Genomic DNA, 16,998 nt, shown 5'->3' on the forward strand with positions numbered 1-16,998 from the left:
TCGACAGGAACTCGACATGATCCACCGCTCCACTCTCGCGCGCAGCCTGGTTGGCGCCGCCCTGGCGCTGGCCTTCGCCAGCGGCGCCGCGCTCGCCCAGACGGCGCCGGCCAAGCCGGCTGCCAAGCAGCCGGCCGCTCCCGCCGCCCAGCCCGCCGCGCCGGCCAATGGCCAGCAGGCCGCTGGCGCGCAGCAGATCCCGGCGATTCCGATTCCGTGGATGAAGCGCTGCCGGCAGGAGCCGTCGATCAACAAGGAGGTCTGCGAAATGGAGCAGACCATCATCACCGACACCGGGCAGTTCCTCGTCCGCTTCGGCGTGTTCGAGGTGCAGGACGACCCGAAGAAGGCGTTCACCGTCGCCTTCCCGACCGGCCTGCTGCTGCGCAATGGCTTCCGCGTCGCCCTCGCCAACGAGCAGCCGATCCTCGGCACCTTCGTGATGTGCGACGAGCGCTTCTGCCGCGGCGACATCCAGGTCGACCAGGGCTTCATCGACCGCATGAAGAAGGCCCCGGGCCTGACGCTGCAGGTCGCCAATGCGGTCGGCCGGCTGATTTCCTACCCGATCGGGCTCGGCGATTTCGCCAAGGTCTATGACGGCCCGCAGACCGACCCGAAGGTGTTCGAGGCGCAGATCAACAAGATCCAGGAGCAGGTGAAGGCCCGCCAGGATCAGCTGAAGGCCGAGGCCGACCAGCGCGAGCAGCAGACCAAGGCCGGTCTCGAAAAGCTCGGCGCCGAAAAGCTGAAGACCGCGCCGGCCCAGTAAGGCCCGCATTCCTCCCGATACAGAAACGCCCGGCGATGAGCCGGGCGTTTTCGTTTGGGGCAGGTGGGCAACAGCCGCGAGCTATTGCAGCCTCTCGCTGCGCACGCGCCAGCCGCCGTCACCATCGGCCGCCAGCATTTCCGGCAGCTGCGGGTGGCGCAGCGGTTCGCCCGTGGTGTCGAGTTCCAGATTCTGCTCCGAGACATAGGCGACGTATTCCGTCTCCGCGTTCTCGGCCAGCAGATGATAGAAGGGCTGGTCCTTGGTCGGGCGGATATGTTCGGGGATCGATTCCCACCACTCATCGGTGTTGGAGAATTCCGGGTCCACGTCGAACACAACGCCCCGGAACGGGTAGTGCCTGTGCCGCACGACCTCGCCGATCCGGTATTTGGCGTTGCGCTCTTTCATCCTGGACCCGTCCGCCATACTGAAATGTCCGCCATAGGAGTGGCGCCCCCGTAGCGGGCGAGGCCGGCGCCTGTCAACGCCGCTCATGCAACCCGTATGCCTGACCGCGCCCGGCGCGGGCACGCCACGTCGCCATTGACCGGGGCGCGGCGAGCCGGTAGCGAGCGCTTATGGACGAGGTCCTCGCGCTCGCGCTTCCCTTCTTCGGCGTCATTTTCCTGGGGCTGGGATGCGGCCGGCTGGCGCGCATCCCGGAAAGCGGCCTCGCCTGGCTGAGCTTCTTCATCATCTATGTCGCCCTGCCGGCTTTGTTCTATTCGCTGGTGGCGCGCACGCCGTTCCACGAACTGACCAATGGCCGATTCATCCTCGCCACCACGGCGACGACGGCGGTGTGCTTCACCCTGTCGCTGCTGGTCGGGCTGTGGCTGCGGCGCGGCAATTTGCCGGAAGCCTCCATCGCCGCCATTGTCGGCTCCTATTCCAATGTCGGCTATATGGGGCCGGGGCTGACGCTGGGCGCGCTCGGCGCGGCCGCCTCGGTGCCGACGGCGCTGATCTTCGTCTTCGACAGCCTGTTCTTCTTCACCATCGTGCCGGTGCTGATGGCGATCGGCGGGCGCGACCGGCGCGGGCTCGGCCACACGCTGCTGCTCGTGGTGCGCCGCGTGGTCACGCACCCCTTCAATGTCGCGACCTTCCTCGGCGTGCTCTCGGCCTATGCCGAATTCCATCCGCCCGCCGCGATGGAAAAGACCATGGAGTTCCTGCGCAACGCCGCCGCGCCCTGCGCGCTGTTCACGCTCGGCGTCTCGGTGGCGCTGCGGCCCATGGGCAAGATGCAGAGCGAGGTGCCGTGGCTGCTGGCAATCAAGCTCGTCATCCACCCGGCGCTGGTGTGGCTGGTGCTGAGCCTCGTCGGCGGGTTCGATCCGGTGTGGATCGCCACCGCCGTGCTGATGGCGAGCCTGCCGCCGGCGCTGAACGCCTTCATCATGGCCAAGCAGTACGACACCTATGTCGCCGGCGCGTCCGGTGGCGTGCTGGTCGGCACGGTGGTCTCGGTGGCGACCGTCACCGCCATGCTCTATGCCCTGCAGCACGACATGCTACCGCACGGGCTGCTGCAATAGCCGAGAGGGCGACTGACCGATCTGCGCGGCTTTAAAGCGGCGCCCCGGCCAGCAGGCGCGGCACGTCGCTGGTCGGCCCCACCCCCTCGCGCATCACCAGCCGCCGCAGGCCCGGCGAGCGGCCGAGCATATAGAGGCCGAGCCCGCGCAGGCCGGCGACGGGGAGAAGATCGGTGAGCAGCGAGCGGTTGAACAGATCGATGGCAAAGCCGCGCGCGGCGACATCGCGGCGGCGGCGGCGCTCATAGGCCTCCGTCACTTCGGCGCCGCCAATGTCGCGCCCGGCGCGCACCGCGTCGCTGGCGATCTCGGCGAGGGTGGCGGCGTCGCGGACGCCGAGATTGAGCCCCTGCGCGCCGATGGGAGGAATGATGTGGGCGGCTTCGCCAATCAGCGCGATGCGGCCACGGGCGAAATGCGTCGCGGTGCGCTGGCTGAGCGGGAAACTGCCGCGGGGCGAATCGAGCCGCATCGTCCCGAGCAGCGAATGCGCCTTGCGCTCCATCTCACGCGCGAAGGCGGCCTCATCGAGCGCCGCCAGCGCTTCCGCCTCCGCCGCCGAAACGACGCAGACGACGCTGGAGCGATTCCCGGGCAGGGGCACGAGGGTGAACGGGCCGGTGCGGGTGTGGAATTCGGTGGAAATGTCGCAATGCGGGCGGCTATGGGCGAGGGTGGCGGTGACGGCGACCTGGGGATAGGCGCGCGTGGTCACCTCGATGCCGGCGGCCTGCCGGCAGGGGGAATTGCGCCCATCCGCCGCCGCCACCAGCGCGGCGTCGACCGGTTCGCCGCTGTCCAGTTCCAGCGTCGCATGGGTGGGGGTCTCGGTGACGGCGGAGACGGCGGCCTCACGCCGTGTGATGCCGGGCGTCGCCGCGACGGCGGCGTCGAGCGCGGCGAGCAGCGCCTCGTTCTCGACATTCCAGGCGAAGCCGTCGAGCCCCAGCTCGCCGGCGCGGAATTCGACCTCGGGGGCGCGGATCAGCCGGCCGGTATCGTCCACCAGCCGCATGACCCGCAGCGGCGAGGCGCTCGGGCGCAGGCGCGGCCACACGCCGAGCGCTTCCAGCGCCTTTACCGAGCCGTCCATCAGCGCCGTGGCGCGCGGATCGACCGCGCGGGGCGGGGCGATGAGGGTGACAGGGATGCCGCCCGCCGCCAGCGCCAGCGCGGCGATAAGGCCGCTGGCACCGCCGCCGACCACCGCCGCCCGCTGTCCTGTGTGCAGTTCGGATGACATGTGAACCTCCATGTGCATCACCGGGACTATAAGCCGGACCTGGAGTGTGGGATAAGCAGCCCGGCGTGGTCTGGCAATGCGGATCGCGGCGGGCGCATGTTATATGTCAGATGTTGAAGAGGCAGGCGGCGATCCCACGGGTCGCACGGTCGGGGGAGGAGAGCCGGTGGCGATGACAACCAAGTCGCTCAGTGCGGGGCCGGCCGGACGACGCACGCTTGCCTTCGCCGTCCACATCTTCACCGCCTCCGGGGCGGTGTGCGGCCTTATGGCGCTGATGGCGGCGGTGGAAGGCCATTGGGCGATCATGTTCGCCTGGCTCGGCATCGCGCTGTTCGTCGACGGCATTGACGGCACCATGGCCCGGCGGGCGAAGGTGGGCGAGGTGCTGCCGCGCTGGTCGGGCGACACGCTGGACCTCGTGGTCGACTACCTCACCTATTGCCTTGTGCCGGCCTTCGCGGTGGCGAGCGGCGGGCTGATGCCGTTCTGGCTGGCGGTGGCGGCGAGCGCCACCATCCTGCTCACCAGCGCGCTCTATTTCGCCGACACCTCGATGAAGACCGACGACCTGTATTTCCAGGGCTTTCCGGCGGTGTGGAACGTGGTGGTGTTCTATTTCTTCCTGGTGCCGCTGAACCCGTTCGTGATCGCCGGCATCATCGCGCTGCTCGCCGTGCTGACCTTCCTGCCGATCAAGTTCGTGCATCCTTTCCGCGTCGTGCGGCTGCGGCTCGTCACCCTCGCGCTGCTGGCGCTGTGGGCGGTGCTAGCGGTGATCGCGGTGCTTGAGGACATGCGGCCGGATGTGTGGGTGACGGTGGGGCTGTGCGCCTGCGCGGTCTATTTCGCGCTGTTCGGGGTGATTCCGGTGCGCAAGCGCGCGGCCGGCCCGCAGAGCTGAGCCCCGGCGGCCTTCCCCTTTCCCTTCTCGTCAGGAGAGCACGATGGTCGTGGCGATTCGCATCCATGAAACCGGTGGACCCGAGGTCCTCCGGCTGGAAGAGGTGACGCTCGGCATGCCCGACCCGGGCGAGGTGCGCCTGCGCCACACCGCCATCGGGCTCAATTTCATCGACACCTATTTCCGCAGCGGCCTCTACCCGGCGCCGGGCGGGCTGCCCTTCACCCCCGGCAATGAGGCGGCCGGCATCGTGCTGCAGGTCGGCGAGGGGGTGAGCGGGTTCAAGCCGGGCGACCGCGTCGCCTATGGCTCCTCGCTCGGCGCCTATTGCAGCGAGCGCATCATCTCCGCCGCGCCGCTGGTGAAGCTGCCCGATTCCATCGCCGACGAGACCGCCGCCGCGATGATGCTGAAGGGCATGACGGCGCGCTATCTGCTGCGGCAGACGCACAAGGTGAAGGCGGGCGACACGCTGCTCGTGCATGCGGCCGCGGGCGGCGTGGGGCAGATCCTGTGCCAGTGGGCGACGCATCTCGGCGCCACCGTCATCGCCACGGTGGGCTCGGCGGCGAAGGCGGAGATCGCCAAGGAATGCGGCGCCGCCTATGTCATCAACTATTCCGAAGAGGATTTCGTCGCGCGGGTGAAGGACATCACCGAAGGCGCGCTGTGCGATGTCGTCTATGACGGGGTGGGGCAGGCGACCTACCCGGCCTCGCTCGACTGCATCAAGCCGCGCGGCCTGTTCGCCAGCTTCGGCAATGCCTCCGGTGCGATCACCAATTTCAGCCTGCTGGCGCTGTCGCAGAAGGGCTCGCTCTACGCGACGCGGCCGACCCTCGCCACCCATGTCGCCACGCGCGAAGACCTGCTCGCCAATGTCGCCGACCTGTTCGAGGTCGTGTCGTCCGGCGTGGTGAAGATCCCGGTCAATCAGCGCTACCCGCTCGCCGATGCCGCCGATGCGCATCGGGACCTGGAGGCGCGGCGCACCACCGGATCGACCGTGCTGCTGCCGTGACGGTATCTCGATCCGGCAGACTGACGCAAAACGCGCCAGTTTTCGAAATTTTCGGACCAGACTTTAGGCTTGCCCCGCGTGCCCGCCATGCCATGCTGCCGGCTCGTAACCCCTACAGCGTGCTGCGCATGACACTTTCACGCCGCCTCGTTTCCCCGACGTCATGCCCGCGCGGTGCCCGGCACCGCGGCTGCGGCCGCTAGAACGGGGCGCGGGGATGGGGGAGGCGCCGCACCAGCCGGAATCGCTTCTTGAAGCGGTGGAACTCACCAAGCGCTTCGGCGCGCTGGTGGCCAATGATCATGTGAGCCTCGCCATCCGCGCCGGCGAGACGCATGCGCTGCTCGGCGAAAACGGCGCCGGCAAGTCCACACTGGTGAAGATGATGTGCGGCCTGCTGCAGGCCGATTCGGGCGAGCTGCTCTATGAGGGCACGCCGATCGTCTTCCCCGACCCGGCGAGTTCCCGCGCCAAGGGCGTCGGCGTCGTGTTCCAGCATTTCGCGCTGTTCGACGCGATGACCGTGGTGGAGAACGTCGCGCTGGGGCTGCCCGGCCACCAGCCGCTTTCCGTGCTCGCGGCCCGCATCGACGATTGCGTGCGCCGCTATGGCCTTGCCGTCGAGCCCTATCGCCGCGTCGGCGAACTCTCCGTCGGCGAGCGCCAGCGGGTGGAAATCGTCCGCTGCCTGCTCGGCGACCCGCGTGTGCTGATCCTCGACGAACCGACCTCGGTGCTCACCCCGGACGAATCGGAAAATTTGTTCCGCACCGTCGATGTGCTCACCGGCGAGGGACGGGCGGTGCTGTTCATCAGCCACAAGCTGGACGAGGTGCGCCGGCTCTGCCACCGCGCCACCGTGCTGCGGGGCGGCAAGTTCATCGCCGAGGTCGATCCCAAGCGCGAATCCTCCGCCAGTCTCGCCCGGCTGATGGTGGGGGCGGAAGTGCCGCGCACGCCGCGCGTGACGACCCACGCGCTGGGCGAGCCGCGCCTCTTGGTGCGCCACCTCAACCTTCCCGGCGACGGGTCGCGCGGTTCGGCCCTGCACGACATCAATATCGAGGTGCGTGCGGGCGAGATCGTCGGCATCGCCGGCGTGGCGGGCAATGGCCAGACGGCGCTGTTCAACGTGCTCTCGGGCGAAACCCTGGTCGAGGACCAGGAGAGCATCGTCATCGACAAGGTGGCTGCCGGCGGGCTCGGCCCCACCGAGCGCCGGGCGCTCGGCGCCGGCTTCGTGCCGGAGGAGCGACTGGGCCATGCCGCCGCTCCCGATATGCGCCTGTCCGACAATGTGCTGCTGACCACCCATGGCGACGGCGAGATCGTCACGGCGGATGTCATTCGCCGCACCACCCTGTTCGGCCGCTTCCAGAAGATCGTGAAGGGCTTCGACGTGCGCTTCGGCGGCAAGGACCCGAAGGCGCGGCGGCTGTCCGGCGGCAATCTGCAGAAATTCGTCATCGGGCGCGAAGTGCTGCGCAACCCGGTCCTCATCGTCGTCGACCAGCCGACCTGGGGTGTGGATGCCGCGGCCGCCGGCTTCATCCGCACCACGCTGCGCGAGCGCGCGGCGCAGGGCTGCGCCGTGCTGGTGGTGAGCCAGGATCTCGACGAGCTGCTGGAATTCACCGACCGCATCGCCGTGATGAGCGAGGGGCGTCTCACCGCCCCGGTGCCGGTGGAAGAAACCTCGCGCGAGGCGATCGGCCTCGCCATGGGCGGCGCTCATGGCGCGCATGATGCCGACGCGGAGGGGGAGGGCCACCATGCCGCTTAGGCTTGAACGGCAGGAGAACATCTCTCCCCTGCGCCACGCGCTGGCGCCGCTGGTGGCGCTCCTCGTCACGCTGGTGGTCGGGGCCTTCATGTTCGTCGTGCTCGGCCACGATCCGGTACGCGCCTTCGCCATCTATTTCATCGAGCCGCTGGGCGACCCCTACACGCTGCAGGAGCTGGTGGTGAAGGCGGCGCCGCTGCTGCTGATCGGCGTCGGCCTCGCCTTCTGCTACCGCGCCAATCGCTGGAACATCGGCGCCGAGGGCCAGTATGTCGCCGGCGCCGTGCTCGGCTCCTGGCTGGCGCTGGCGACCAATGGCACTGAGGCCGGGCCGTGGGTGCTGCCGGCCATGCTGGTGCTGGGCGCCATTGGCGGGGCGCTGTGGGGGCTGATCCCCGCCTTTCTGCGGGTGCGCTTCGGCTCCAGCGAAATCCTCACCAGCCTGATGCTGGTCTATGTGGCGCAGCTCGGGCTGGATTATCTCGTGCGCGGCCCCTGGCGCGACCCGCAGGGCTTCAACTTCCCGCAAAGCGTCACCTTCGACGATGTGGCGCTGATGCCGCTGCTGATAGGCGAGGGGCGGCTGCATGCCGGCATCGTCATCGCGCTGCTGGCGGTGATCGCCGCCACCTTCGTGCTCGGGCGCACGCTGGTGGGCTTTTCCATCGAACTGGCCGGCTCGGCGCCGCGCGCCGCCGCCTTCGCCGGTTTCGACGAGAAGCGTGTGACCTATGGCGTGTTCGCGGTGTCCGGCGCGCTGGCGGGGCTGGCCGGCATCATCGAGGTGGCCGGGCCCATCGGCCAGCTGCAACCGACGATCTCGCCCGGCTATGGCTTCACCGCCATCATCGCCGCCATGCTCGGCCGGCTGCACCCGGTGGGCATCCTCATCGCCAGCCTCGTGCTCGCCCTGACCTATATTGGCGGCGAGGCGGCGCAGATCAGCATGCGCCTGCCCTTCGACGTGACCCGGGTGTTTCAGGGCACGCTGCTGATCGCCATTCTCGCGGCCGATGTGCTGGTGCGCTACCGCATCCGCCGGGTGGAGGGAGCGACCCATGCTTGACGTGGCCATCCTCGGCGCGGTGCTCGCCAGCATCGTGGCGGCGGCGACGACGCTGCTCATCGCCTCGCTCGGCGAACTGGTGGCGGAACGCGCCGGCACGCTCAATCTCGGCGTCGAGGGCATGATGATCGTCGGTGCCGCCGTCGGCTATGCCACCGCCTATGGATCGGGCAGCCTGCTGCTCGGCACGCTGGCGGCGGTGCTGGCCGGGGTGCTGCTTTCCCTCGTCTTTGCCGGCCTTGCCATCTGGCTGGCGACCAACCAGGTCGCCTCCGGTCTCGCCACCACCATTCTCGGCCTCGGCGTCGCCGGGCTGATCGGCTCCAATTTCGTCGGCACACGGCTCGACGGCGCGCCGGAACTGGTGATCCCCGGTCTGACCGACCTGCCGATCATCGGCGAGGCGGTGTTCGGGCAGAATGCCTATGTCTACGCCTCGCTGGTGCTGCTCGCGGCGGTGACCTACACGCTGGCGCGCACCCGCATCGGCCTCGTGCTGCGGGCGGTGGGCGAGAACCACGCGGCGGCGCATGCGCTCGGCCACCCCGTGCGCGGCATCCGCACGCTGGCGGTGATGTTCGGCGGCGCCTGCGCCGGGCTCGCCGGGGCGCATCTCTCCCTCGCCTATACGCCGTTCTGGGCCAGCGACATGACCGCCGGGCGCGGCTGGATCGCGCTAGCGCTGGTGGTATTCTCCGCCTGGCGGCCGCTCTGGCTGCTGGGCGGCGCCTATCTGTTCGGCGCGGTCTCGATCTTGCAGCTGCATGCGCAGGGGTTCGGGCTGGGCATTCCCTCGCAGCTCTTGTCGTCGCTGCCTTATCTCGCGACGATCGCGGCGCTGGTGGTGATCTCGGCGCTGAAGCACGGGCAGGGGGCGCCGGCCTCGCTGGGCGTGCCCTTCGTGCCGGACCGCTGACGACGACAGACCCGGCCGCGCCACGCGGCCTCCCGGCGCGCGAAGCGGTCGCGCGTGCCGGTGATCCCTCCGGCCGCGACTGACGGAGCGGAGACGTTCATGCGCAAGATTCTCTCCATGGCGGTGGCCATCGCCTCGGGCCTCGCCCTCGCCGGGGCGGCGGCGCCGGCCAAGGCGGCGGAGAAACTGAAGGCGGCCTGGGTCTATGTCGGACCGGTCGGCGATTTCGGCTGGTCCTACCAGCACGACCAGGGCCGGCTCGCGGTCGAGAAGAAGTTCGGCGACAAGGTGGAGACCACCTTTGTCGAGAACGTCTCCGAGGGGCCGGACGCCGAGCGCGTGATCGAGCAGCTGGCGCGCGCCGGCAACAAGATCATCTTTACCACCTCCTTCGGCTTCATGGAGCCGACGCTGAAGGTGGCCAAGCGCCACCCCAACGTCTATTTCGAGCACGCCACCGGCTTCAAGCGGGCCAAGAACGTCTCGACCTATGCCGCCAAGTTCCATGAGGGCCGCTATGTCCTCGGCCAGATCGCGGCCAAGATGTCGAAGACCGGCACGGTGGGCTACATCGCCTCCTTCCCGATCCCGGAAGTGATCTCCGGTATCAATTCGCTGATGCTGGGCGCGCAGTCGGTCAATCCCGACATGAAGATCAAGATCGTCTGGGTGAATTCCTGGTTCGACCCGGCCAAGGAAGCCGACGCCGCCAAGGCACTGATCGACCAGGGCGCGGACATCATTTCCCAGCACACCGACAGCCCGGCCGCCATGCAGGCCGCCGAGTCGCGCGGCGCCAAGGCGTTCGGCCAGGCCTCGGACATGATCAAGTTCGGCCCGAACGCGCAGCTCACCGCCATCGTCGACGACTGGGCGCCCTATTACATCGAGCGCGTGCAGGCCGCCCTCGACGGCACCTGGACCTCCACCGACACCTGGGGCGGCATGAAGGATGGCGAGGTGGTGATGGCCCCCTACACCAACATGCCCGACGACGTGAAGAAGATGGCCGAGGCCACCCAGGCCGCCATCACCTCCGGCGCGCTGCACCCCTTCAAGGGCCCGATCCTCAACCAGAAGGGCGAGGTCGTGGTGAAGGAGGGCGAGGTTCTCGCCGACAAGGACATCCTGTCGATGAACTGGTACGTGAAGGGCATCGACGACACCGTGCCGGGCAAGTAGCCCCGCGCCGCCCATTGTGCGGAGCCTTTGGCGGCGCGGCTCCGGCCGTGCCGCCGCAAGGACCGAACCCGGCGGCACCGGCGATGGCGTTTCCCGTGGACAGCGCCGACGCCGGCGCCTTCCCTTTTCCCCCGCTTTTTCCCGATCTTCGCGCCGCCGCGCCCGGACGCTATGCTGTGGCACCGGCGCTCTCTCGGCGCGCGGTTTCAAAGGCCTCCGACAGTGGCGGCCCAGACGGAGCGGTGAGGTGAGCATGTCCGGCGACGATGACGGGCTGGCGCGCGAGGTCGAATTCCTCAAGGCGCTGGTGCGGGTTCCCAGCGACAACCCGCCGGGCGACTGCGCCCCGCATGCGGAAGTGGCGGCGCGGCTGCTGGAAGAACTCGGCTTCACCGTCGAGCGCCACGCGGTGCCGGAGCCTTTTGTGCGCGCGCACGGCATGAAATCCGTGGTCAACCTCATCGTCCGCGAGCGTTTCGGCAGCGGCGGCGGCCCGGTGATCGCCCTCAACGCCCATGGCGACGTGGTGCCTCCCGGCGAGGGCTGGACCTATGACCCCTATGGCGCCGTCGAAAAGGGCGAGGCGATCTATGGGCGCGGGGCGGCGGTGTCGAAATCCGATTTCGCCACCTATGCCTTCGCGCTGCTGGCACTGAAGCAGCGGCCGGAAGGGCTCGACGGCACGGTCGAACTGCATTTCACCTATGATGAGGAGGCCGGCGGCTTTGTCGGGCCGCAATGGCTGCTGGGGCAGGGGATCAGCGCGCCCGACCTCGCCATCTCCGCCGGCTTCTCCTATGCCGTTGTCGTGGCGCATAATGGCTGCCTGCACATGGAAATCGTGGTGCGCGGCCGGCAGGCGCATGCGGCGATGCCGGAAACCGGCGCCGACGCGCTGGAAGCCGCCACCGCCATCCTCAGCGCGATCTATGCCGAGCGCCGGCGGCTCAGCAGCCGCATCAGCGCCACGCCGGGCATCGGCTCGCCGAAGATCACCGTCGGCCTCATCTCCGGCGGCATCAATACCAATGTGGTGCCCGACCGCATCGTGCTGCGGGTCGACCGGCGGCTGACGCCGGAAGAGCATGGCGAGAGCGTCGAGGCGGAACTGCATGCGCTGGTGGAGGGCGCCGTAGCGGGGCAGGCGGGCATCGAGATCGAATGCCGCCGCCTCATCCTCGCCGAGCCGCTGCGCACCTTGCCGGGCACGGAGCGGCTGGTGGAGACGATCCAGCGCCACGCGACCGAAGTGCTGGGCGAAACCCCGCCCGCCACCGCCGTGCCGCTCTACACCGATGCCCGCCACTACACGGCGGCGGGCGTGCCCACCGTGCTCTACGGCGCCGGGCCGCGCTCCATTCTGGAAGCCAACGCCCATGCCGCCGACGAGCATGTGCGCATCCGCGACCTCAAGGCGGCGACGCAGGTGATCGAAGCCGCGCTACGCGACCTCTTGAAACCCCAAGCCGGAGCCGCCGCGTGACGTGGACCCGCCTCTTCGTCAGCGACTATTTCCCGCTGTTCGTGGCCTTCGTCGCCATCGTGCCGCTGCTGGCGGGATGGGCCTGCTACCGCGTCGCGATGCACCCGCGTCTCGTCGCGGTGTTCGTGCCGCGCGACCTGCAGACCTCCTATCTCGGCGCGCTCACCCTGCCTTTCGCGCTGTTCCTCGCCTTCATGGTCAGCGATATCTGGAACCGCGAAACGCTCTACGCCAAGACCGTGCTGCAGGAAGTGCAGAAGCTCGACGCCATGCTCGACGTCGCGCGCGTGTGCGGTCCGGTCTGCGCACCGATCGACGACGCGGTCGGCGTCTATGCCCGCGCGCTCGCGCGCTATGAATGGGACGAGGGGTGGGTGCGCCCGCAGGCGGAGGTGTCAGCCACCTTCGAGGCGCTGGTCGATGCCATCGGCCGGGCCGAGGCGGATTCCGCCATTCCAACCTATATCCGCTCGGTGCTGCTGGCCGGCCAGATCGAGCTGCGCCGGCTGCGCACGGATCGCTACTTCATTCTGCATGCGGATCTGGCGCCGCATCGCTGGATCGTGGTGATGGTGCTGGGCCTGCTGTCGCTGGTCGGGCTGGCGGCGCTGCATGTGGGCAAGCCCTACCAGCTCATCCTCGGCCTCTCGACCTTCGCCATCGCCTTCTCGATGACGCTCGCCTACACGGTGGTGCTGGCCTGGCCGACGGTGGACGAGAGCATCATTCCTTCCGAACAGCTGCGCCGGGTGCTGGAATAGCGCCGCCCGGCGCCACGCGGGCGGGTCTCAGTACCCGACCGCCGTGCCGTGCAGGTCATAGGCGTCGGCGCGCTCGATCTTGACGGTGACGATCTCGCCGACGCGCAGCGGACGGCGGGCGGCGACATGCACCACGCCGTCGATTTCCGGCGCGTCCGCCTTGGAGCGGCCGATGGCGACGGTGGGGCCGACGCTGTCGATGATCACCTGCTGGCGGGTGCCGACCTTGCGCTTGAGGCGGCGGGCGCTGACGCGCTGCTGCACCTCCATGAAACGCTTCCAGCGCTCCTCCTTCACCTCGTCCGGCACCATCTCGGCGCCGAGCGCATTGGCCGGGGCGCCGTCCACCGGCTCATATTTGAAGCAGCCGACACGGTCGAGTTCCGCCTCTTCGAGGAAGGCGATGAGTTCCTCGAACTCCGCCTCGGTCTCGCCGGGGAAGCCGACGATGAAGGTGGAACGCAAAGTGAGGTCCGGGCAGGCGGCGCGCCAGGCCTGCACGCGGGCGAGCGTCTTCTCATTGGAGGCCGGGCGCTTCATACGCTTGAGCACGGTGGGGGAGGCGTGCTGGAACGGGATGTCGAGATAGGGAAGGATCACGCCATCCGCCATCAGGCCGATCACCTCGTCGACATGGGGGTAGGGGTAGACATAGTGCATGCGCACCCAGGCGCCGAGGCCGCCAAGTTCGCGTGCGAGATCGAAGAAGCGGGCGCGCACCTCGCGGTCCTTCCACTGGCTCGGCGCGTAGCGCAGATCGATGCCGTAAGCGGAGGTGTCCTGCGAGATGACGAGAAGTTCCTTCACCCCGGCATTCACCAGCCGTTCCGCCTCGCGCAGCACATCCGCCGCCGGCCGGCTGACGAGATCGCCGCGCAGCTTGGGGATGATGCAGAAGGTGCAGCGGTTGCTGCAGCCCTCGGAAATCTTGAGATAGGCGTAATGGCGCGGGGTGAGCTTGATGCCCTGCGGCGGCACCAGATCGACGAAGGGATCGTGCTGCGGCGGAACCGCCTGATGCACGGCGGCCAGCACGCTTTCATATTGCTGCGGGCCGGTGACGGCGAGCACGCCGGGATGCACGTCGCGAATCTGCTCGGGCTCGGCGCCCATGCAGCCGGTGACGATGACCTTGCCGTTCTCCTTCAGCGCGTCGCCGATGGCGGCGAGGCTTTCGGCCTTGGCGCTGTCGAGAAAGCCGCAGGTGTTGACGATGACGAGATCGGCGCCCTCGTGATGGCGCGACAGCTCATAGCCTTCCGAGCGCAGGCTGGTGATGATCCGTTCGCTGTCGACCAGCGCCTTCGGGCAGCCGAGCGAAACGAAGGAGATGCGCGGCGCCTCACCGCGCGCGGGGGAGAAGGCGTCGGAGGACGCGATGTCGGCCATGATCGTGGGGGTACCCGGCATTTCAGGATCGCGAGGCGTTACGGCACGCCGCCCGATCCGTCAACTGCGCTGGGCGCGGCCCCGCCATGCCGAGCTCCCTCTCATCGGCGTCCCCGACGCGGCTCTCAGGCCGCCTGGTCTTCCACCGACTGGGCGAGCACGCTCTCAAACAGCTCGACCTCGGGATGGCCGAGATAAAGCGGCTTGTTGGCGCCGGCGCTGCCATGCGCCTTGCGGAAGGCTTCCGAGCGCGTCCACGCCTCGAAATCCGCCCGCGACGCCCATTCCGAATGGGAGGCGTAGAGGGTGTGGTCGTCCTTGGTGGGGCCGCGCAGCAGATGGAACGACTTGAAGCCCGGGACGGTGCGCAGATGGCTGTCGCGCTCGCGCCAGACTGTCTCGAAATCGGCTTCCGAGCCGAGCTTTACCTTGAATCGGTTCATTGCGAGGAACATGGCGCTCTCCTGTGTTTGACCCGGCAGGGCACACTTAACCCAAGGTCGCGCCTAGGTCGATGCGGCGCGCGGCCCCGGAGACCGCGCAAAAAGAAGGGCGGCTCGCGCCGCCCGCCAATATCCGGGAGAGACACATCCGGAACTGGGCTTACTTCAGCTTGTCGACATCGATGCCGAAGGTGACGGCGCCGATGGCCACGTCCTTGTCGGAAATGGTGACGCTGACCTGGGCGATCTTCTTGCCGTCCTCTTCCTCGACCTTGTCGACGAAGATGGTGCCGGGCCCGACCGCATAGGTCTTCTGCCACTTCGCCTCATCGGCCTGCCAGAGGTCCGAGGTGCCGTCGGTCTGGCCCACATTCAGACCGCGATTATCCATGACGAAGGCCTCGGTGATCACGCCACCGGAGGCATCCTTCTTCTGGATCAGGAATTCGGACAGCTTGTTCTTGCGAACCGGATCGACCACCGCCGGGTCCTTGGCGACCCACGCCTTGTCGAGGGCGATGATGTCTTCCTGCATGAGGCGCTTATGCGCCTTGTTCGACTCGATGATGGCGGTGATGACCACCGGATCGTTGAGCCACGGGGTGATCTTCTCCTGCACATAGGCCGTCGCCGGCTTCACATGCGCCGCCTGTTCCTGCGCGAAGGCGGGGGCGACGGCGAAAAGGCTCGTCGCCGCGGCGAGGGCGGCGAAGGTGCTGCGGATCTTCATTGGCGTTTCCTCCTCAGGACGGTCTTCTGCCGTCCATCCGCAGCGTAGCATGATGTATCGGCGGGCATGCAAGAGGTATTCGACGCTGCATGGCAGCATGAATAATGCCGTATATTCGCATAAGCGAAATATTTCAGGCACGAATAGTATAATTTTTACTTATCCGGCCACAATGGCAACAGTTCGACCCCGCACGGCGCTGGAAAAACGCCGCGCAGCCTCGACAGAAGGTCGCGACAGCTGACCAAGGGGAACAAGCACGCTCGCGACGCTTTTCTATTGGCTCGCGCACCGCCGGTGCCCACGCACTAACCATGAGCCATCGTCTGGAATGCCGCATTACATGTACGATGTTCGGTATTCTTCATGGGGGACATCACCATTTCACGCAAAAGTGTGAACGCCCTCGCGCCCTAATTCGCGCGATCCGCCATGGTCGTGCCCCGATACTTCTTGACTGCGTCATTTGGGTGCCAAGATCGTAAGCCTAGGATGTGCCTGCCCGTCGAGGGTCACGGCCCCACCTCCGACGGGTTTCACAAAAGGCCGAAAACGGGAGGTTCACATGACCAACATTGTTGAAGGCCCCGCCTTTCGCCCCGACCCGCTGCACCTGCTCATCGGGCAGGAGGACCTGACCGTCGCCTCGCTGGACGAGGCCATCGGATTCATCCGTTCGCTGCGTCACGACCGGCTCGGCCGTTTCGCGGAAATGCTGCTCACCCAGCTGGAATCGGCCCGCCTGCCGCAGCAGAAGAGCGACGCCTGGGTCGCCTTCGCCACTTGGACGCAGGCCTGCCAGCTGCGCAACGACGCGCACCACTGGAGCCGCGCCGCCTAGGCGGCGGTATCCCGTTGGCGCGCGGAAAGACATATGCACTTCCCGCGCGCGAGCATCCCGGCAAAGCGATGGCGGCGACCGCGCGCTTGGGGTAACGGTGGCGATGGGGGAAGAGCGATCCGTTAGTCGAGCAACCGATTTGAAGCCTGTCACTGCCACCGTCGCCGCGCTCGCCGTCGGCGCTGCCCTCATCGCCCCACCGGCCGCGCTGGCCCAAACCAGCCGGCGGACCCAGGAACCGGAACCGGCCTCGCCTGCGGCGGCCTCTCCGCCTGTCGTCCTGCTTCTGGACGGTCTCGGGGTCTATGTCGAAAACGACTATATCGGCGTCTCCGCTCTGACCCGGCCGCTGGCCCGGCAGGGCTTCCAGACCCGCACCGATTCGCATCTGATGATGAAGTCCAAGGGCATGGTGCCCGATGTCATCATCGGCCATTCCATGGGCGGGGAGAGCGCCCTGCGCTACGCCAGCGAACTGGCGCGCGCCGGCTACAAGCCGCCTCTGGTCATCACCATCGACGCCGCGCCGGCCCCGCCGGCCTGCACCGTGCCGCGCTGCATCAACATTGCCGGCCCCGGCTTCGCCGATGTGCGCGGCGCCCGCAACATCAGCGCCTGGGACGCCGGTGCGCGCTTCGTCAACCACGCCCAGCTGCCGACCCACGCCGCCGTGCAGGAGCTGATCCTGCGGGAGACCGGCGCCTTCATGGCCGCGTGGAAGGCCGGCCAGCCCAAGGTCGCGCGCAGCGCCAAGCCGGCCGCGCGGCCGAGCGGGGCGGAAGCCGCCGCGTCGGCCGAGCCGGTTCCGCCGCCGGCCGCGCCGAAAATGTGGACCATGCCGGGATGGACCGTGCCCGATTGGGCGACGCCGAGCGGAACCGGCACCCGCCAAGGCGGCTGAACGGCGCCAGGGGCCGGGC

Annotated in this window: 17 protein-coding genes; 12 read left to right on the forward strand and 5 right to left on the reverse strand. The window is 68.2% G+C overall.

The window, feature by feature from the left end; translation table 11 throughout:
• The first annotated feature begins 16 nt into the window (after positions 1 to 16).
• The gene (locus ACO07Z_RS05530) at positions 17 to 772 is read left to right on the forward strand and encodes an invasion associated locus B family protein (RefSeq protein WP_421697753.1); all 756 of its coding nucleotides are present in this window, start codon (positions 17 to 19) and stop codon (positions 770 to 772) included.
• A gap of 81 nt (positions 773 to 853) precedes the next feature.
• On the opposite strand, the gene hspQ is transcribed toward ACO07Z_RS05530, so the two are convergent.
• A complete protein-coding gene (gene hspQ, locus ACO07Z_RS05535) occupies positions 854 to 1,183 on the reverse strand; it encodes a heat shock protein HspQ (protein WP_244376633.1) in 330 nt (109 codons plus the stop codon).
• A gap of 170 nt (positions 1,184 to 1,353) precedes the next feature.
• On the opposite strand from hspQ, the gene ACO07Z_RS05540 reads away from it, so the two are divergent.
• Positions 1,354 to 2,316, forward strand: coding sequence for an AEC family transporter (locus ACO07Z_RS05540; protein ID WP_421697754.1), 963 nt, complete (start codon positions 1,354 to 1,356; stop codon positions 2,314 to 2,316).
• A 31-nt stretch (positions 2,317 to 2,347) separates the two neighbouring features.
• On the opposite strand, the gene ACO07Z_RS05545 is transcribed toward ACO07Z_RS05540, so the two are convergent.
• Positions 2,348 to 3,559, reverse strand: a complete 1,212-nt coding sequence (locus tag ACO07Z_RS05545) for a UbiH/UbiF family hydroxylase (RefSeq protein ID WP_421697755.1) — start codon at positions 3,557 to 3,559, stop codon at positions 2,348 to 2,350.
• 172 nt (positions 3,560 to 3,731) lie between these two features.
• Here ACO07Z_RS05545 and ACO07Z_RS05550 point away from each other — a divergent pair, with 172 nt between their 5' ends.
• From ACO07Z_RS05550 to ACO07Z_RS05585, 8 genes are all read left to right on the forward strand, one after another.
• On the forward strand, positions 3,732 to 4,463 hold the full coding sequence (locus ACO07Z_RS05550) for a CDP-alcohol phosphatidyltransferase family protein (RefSeq protein ID WP_421697756.1): 732 nt from the start codon (positions 3,732 to 3,734) through the stop codon (positions 4,461 to 4,463).
• A 43-nt stretch (positions 4,464 to 4,506) separates the two neighbouring features.
• Positions 4,507 to 5,484, forward strand: coding sequence for a quinone oxidoreductase family protein (locus tag ACO07Z_RS05555; protein ID WP_421697757.1), 978 nt, complete (start codon positions 4,507 to 4,509; stop codon positions 5,482 to 5,484).
• Between the two features lie 217 nt (positions 5,485 to 5,701).
• On the forward strand, positions 5,702 to 7,267 hold the full coding sequence (locus ACO07Z_RS05560; protein ID WP_421697758.1) for an ABC transporter ATP-binding protein: 1,566 nt from the start codon (positions 5,702 to 5,704) through the stop codon (positions 7,265 to 7,267).
• Positions 7,257 to 8,333: an ABC transporter permease gene (locus ACO07Z_RS05565; protein WP_421697759.1), complete on the forward strand. Its 1,077-nt coding sequence runs from the start codon at positions 7,257 to 7,259 to the stop codon at positions 8,331 to 8,333. The genes ACO07Z_RS05560 and ACO07Z_RS05565 overlap by 11 nt, the downstream gene beginning before the upstream one ends.
• A complete protein-coding gene (locus ACO07Z_RS05570; RefSeq protein WP_421697760.1) occupies positions 8,326 to 9,249 on the forward strand; it encodes an ABC transporter permease in 924 nt (307 codons plus the stop codon). The genes ACO07Z_RS05565 and ACO07Z_RS05570 overlap by 8 nt, the downstream gene beginning before the upstream one ends.
• Positions 9,250 to 9,348: 99 nt before the next feature.
• Positions 9,349 to 10,431 carry a BMP family ABC transporter substrate-binding protein gene (locus tag ACO07Z_RS05575; RefSeq protein WP_421697761.1) on the forward strand — a complete coding sequence of 361 codons (1,083 nt, stop codon included), beginning with the start codon at positions 9,349 to 9,351 and terminating at the stop codon, positions 10,429 to 10,431.
• Positions 10,432 to 10,684: 253 nt separating this feature from the next.
• Positions 10,685 to 11,914 (forward strand): ArgE/DapE family deacylase, encoded by a 1,230-nt coding sequence (locus ACO07Z_RS05580; protein WP_421697762.1) that lies wholly within the window; start codon positions 10,685 to 10,687, stop codon positions 11,912 to 11,914.
• Entirely contained in the window at positions 11,911 to 12,675 is a 765-nt protein-coding gene (locus ACO07Z_RS05585; protein ID WP_421697763.1) for a hypothetical protein, read from the forward strand. Before ACO07Z_RS05580 ends, ACO07Z_RS05585 begins: the two co-directional genes overlap by 4 nt.
• Positions 12,676 to 12,702: 27 nt before the next feature.
• Here ACO07Z_RS05585 and rimO read toward each other — a convergent pair whose 3' ends face one another.
• The 3 genes from rimO to ACO07Z_RS05600 form a co-directional block, all read right to left on the reverse strand.
• Positions 12,703 to 14,064 (reverse strand): 30S ribosomal protein S12 methylthiotransferase RimO, encoded by a 1,362-nt coding sequence (gene rimO, locus ACO07Z_RS05590; RefSeq protein WP_421697890.1) that lies wholly within the window; start codon positions 14,062 to 14,064, stop codon positions 12,703 to 12,705.
• 125 nt (positions 14,065 to 14,189) lie between these two features.
• Positions 14,190 to 14,519 (reverse strand): antibiotic biosynthesis monooxygenase family protein, encoded by a 330-nt coding sequence (locus ACO07Z_RS05595; protein ID WP_307017589.1) that lies wholly within the window; start codon positions 14,517 to 14,519, stop codon positions 14,190 to 14,192.
• A gap of 148 nt (positions 14,520 to 14,667) precedes the next feature.
• Entirely contained in the window at positions 14,668 to 15,237 is a 570-nt protein-coding gene (locus ACO07Z_RS05600) for a hypothetical protein (RefSeq protein ID WP_421697764.1), read from the reverse strand.
• Positions 15,238 to 15,802: 565 nt separating this feature from the next.
• Between ACO07Z_RS05600 and ACO07Z_RS05605 the strand changes: the two genes are divergently transcribed.
• Both ACO07Z_RS05605 and ACO07Z_RS05610 read left to right on the forward strand, forming a co-directional pair.
• Complete coding sequence (locus ACO07Z_RS05605) at positions 15,803 to 16,078, forward strand: hypothetical protein (RefSeq protein ID WP_421697765.1); 276 nt, start codon at positions 15,803 to 15,805, stop codon at positions 16,076 to 16,078.
• Between the two features lie 139 nt (positions 16,079 to 16,217).
• Positions 16,218 to 16,979, forward strand: a complete 762-nt coding sequence (locus tag ACO07Z_RS05610; RefSeq protein ID WP_421697766.1) for a hypothetical protein — start codon at positions 16,218 to 16,220, stop codon at positions 16,977 to 16,979.
• Positions 16,980 to 16,998 lie beyond the last annotated feature (19 nt).

Source organism: Ancylobacter sp., from assembly GCF_965229075.1.
Lineage (GTDB): Bacteria > Pseudomonadota > Alphaproteobacteria > Rhizobiales > Xanthobacteraceae > Ancylobacter.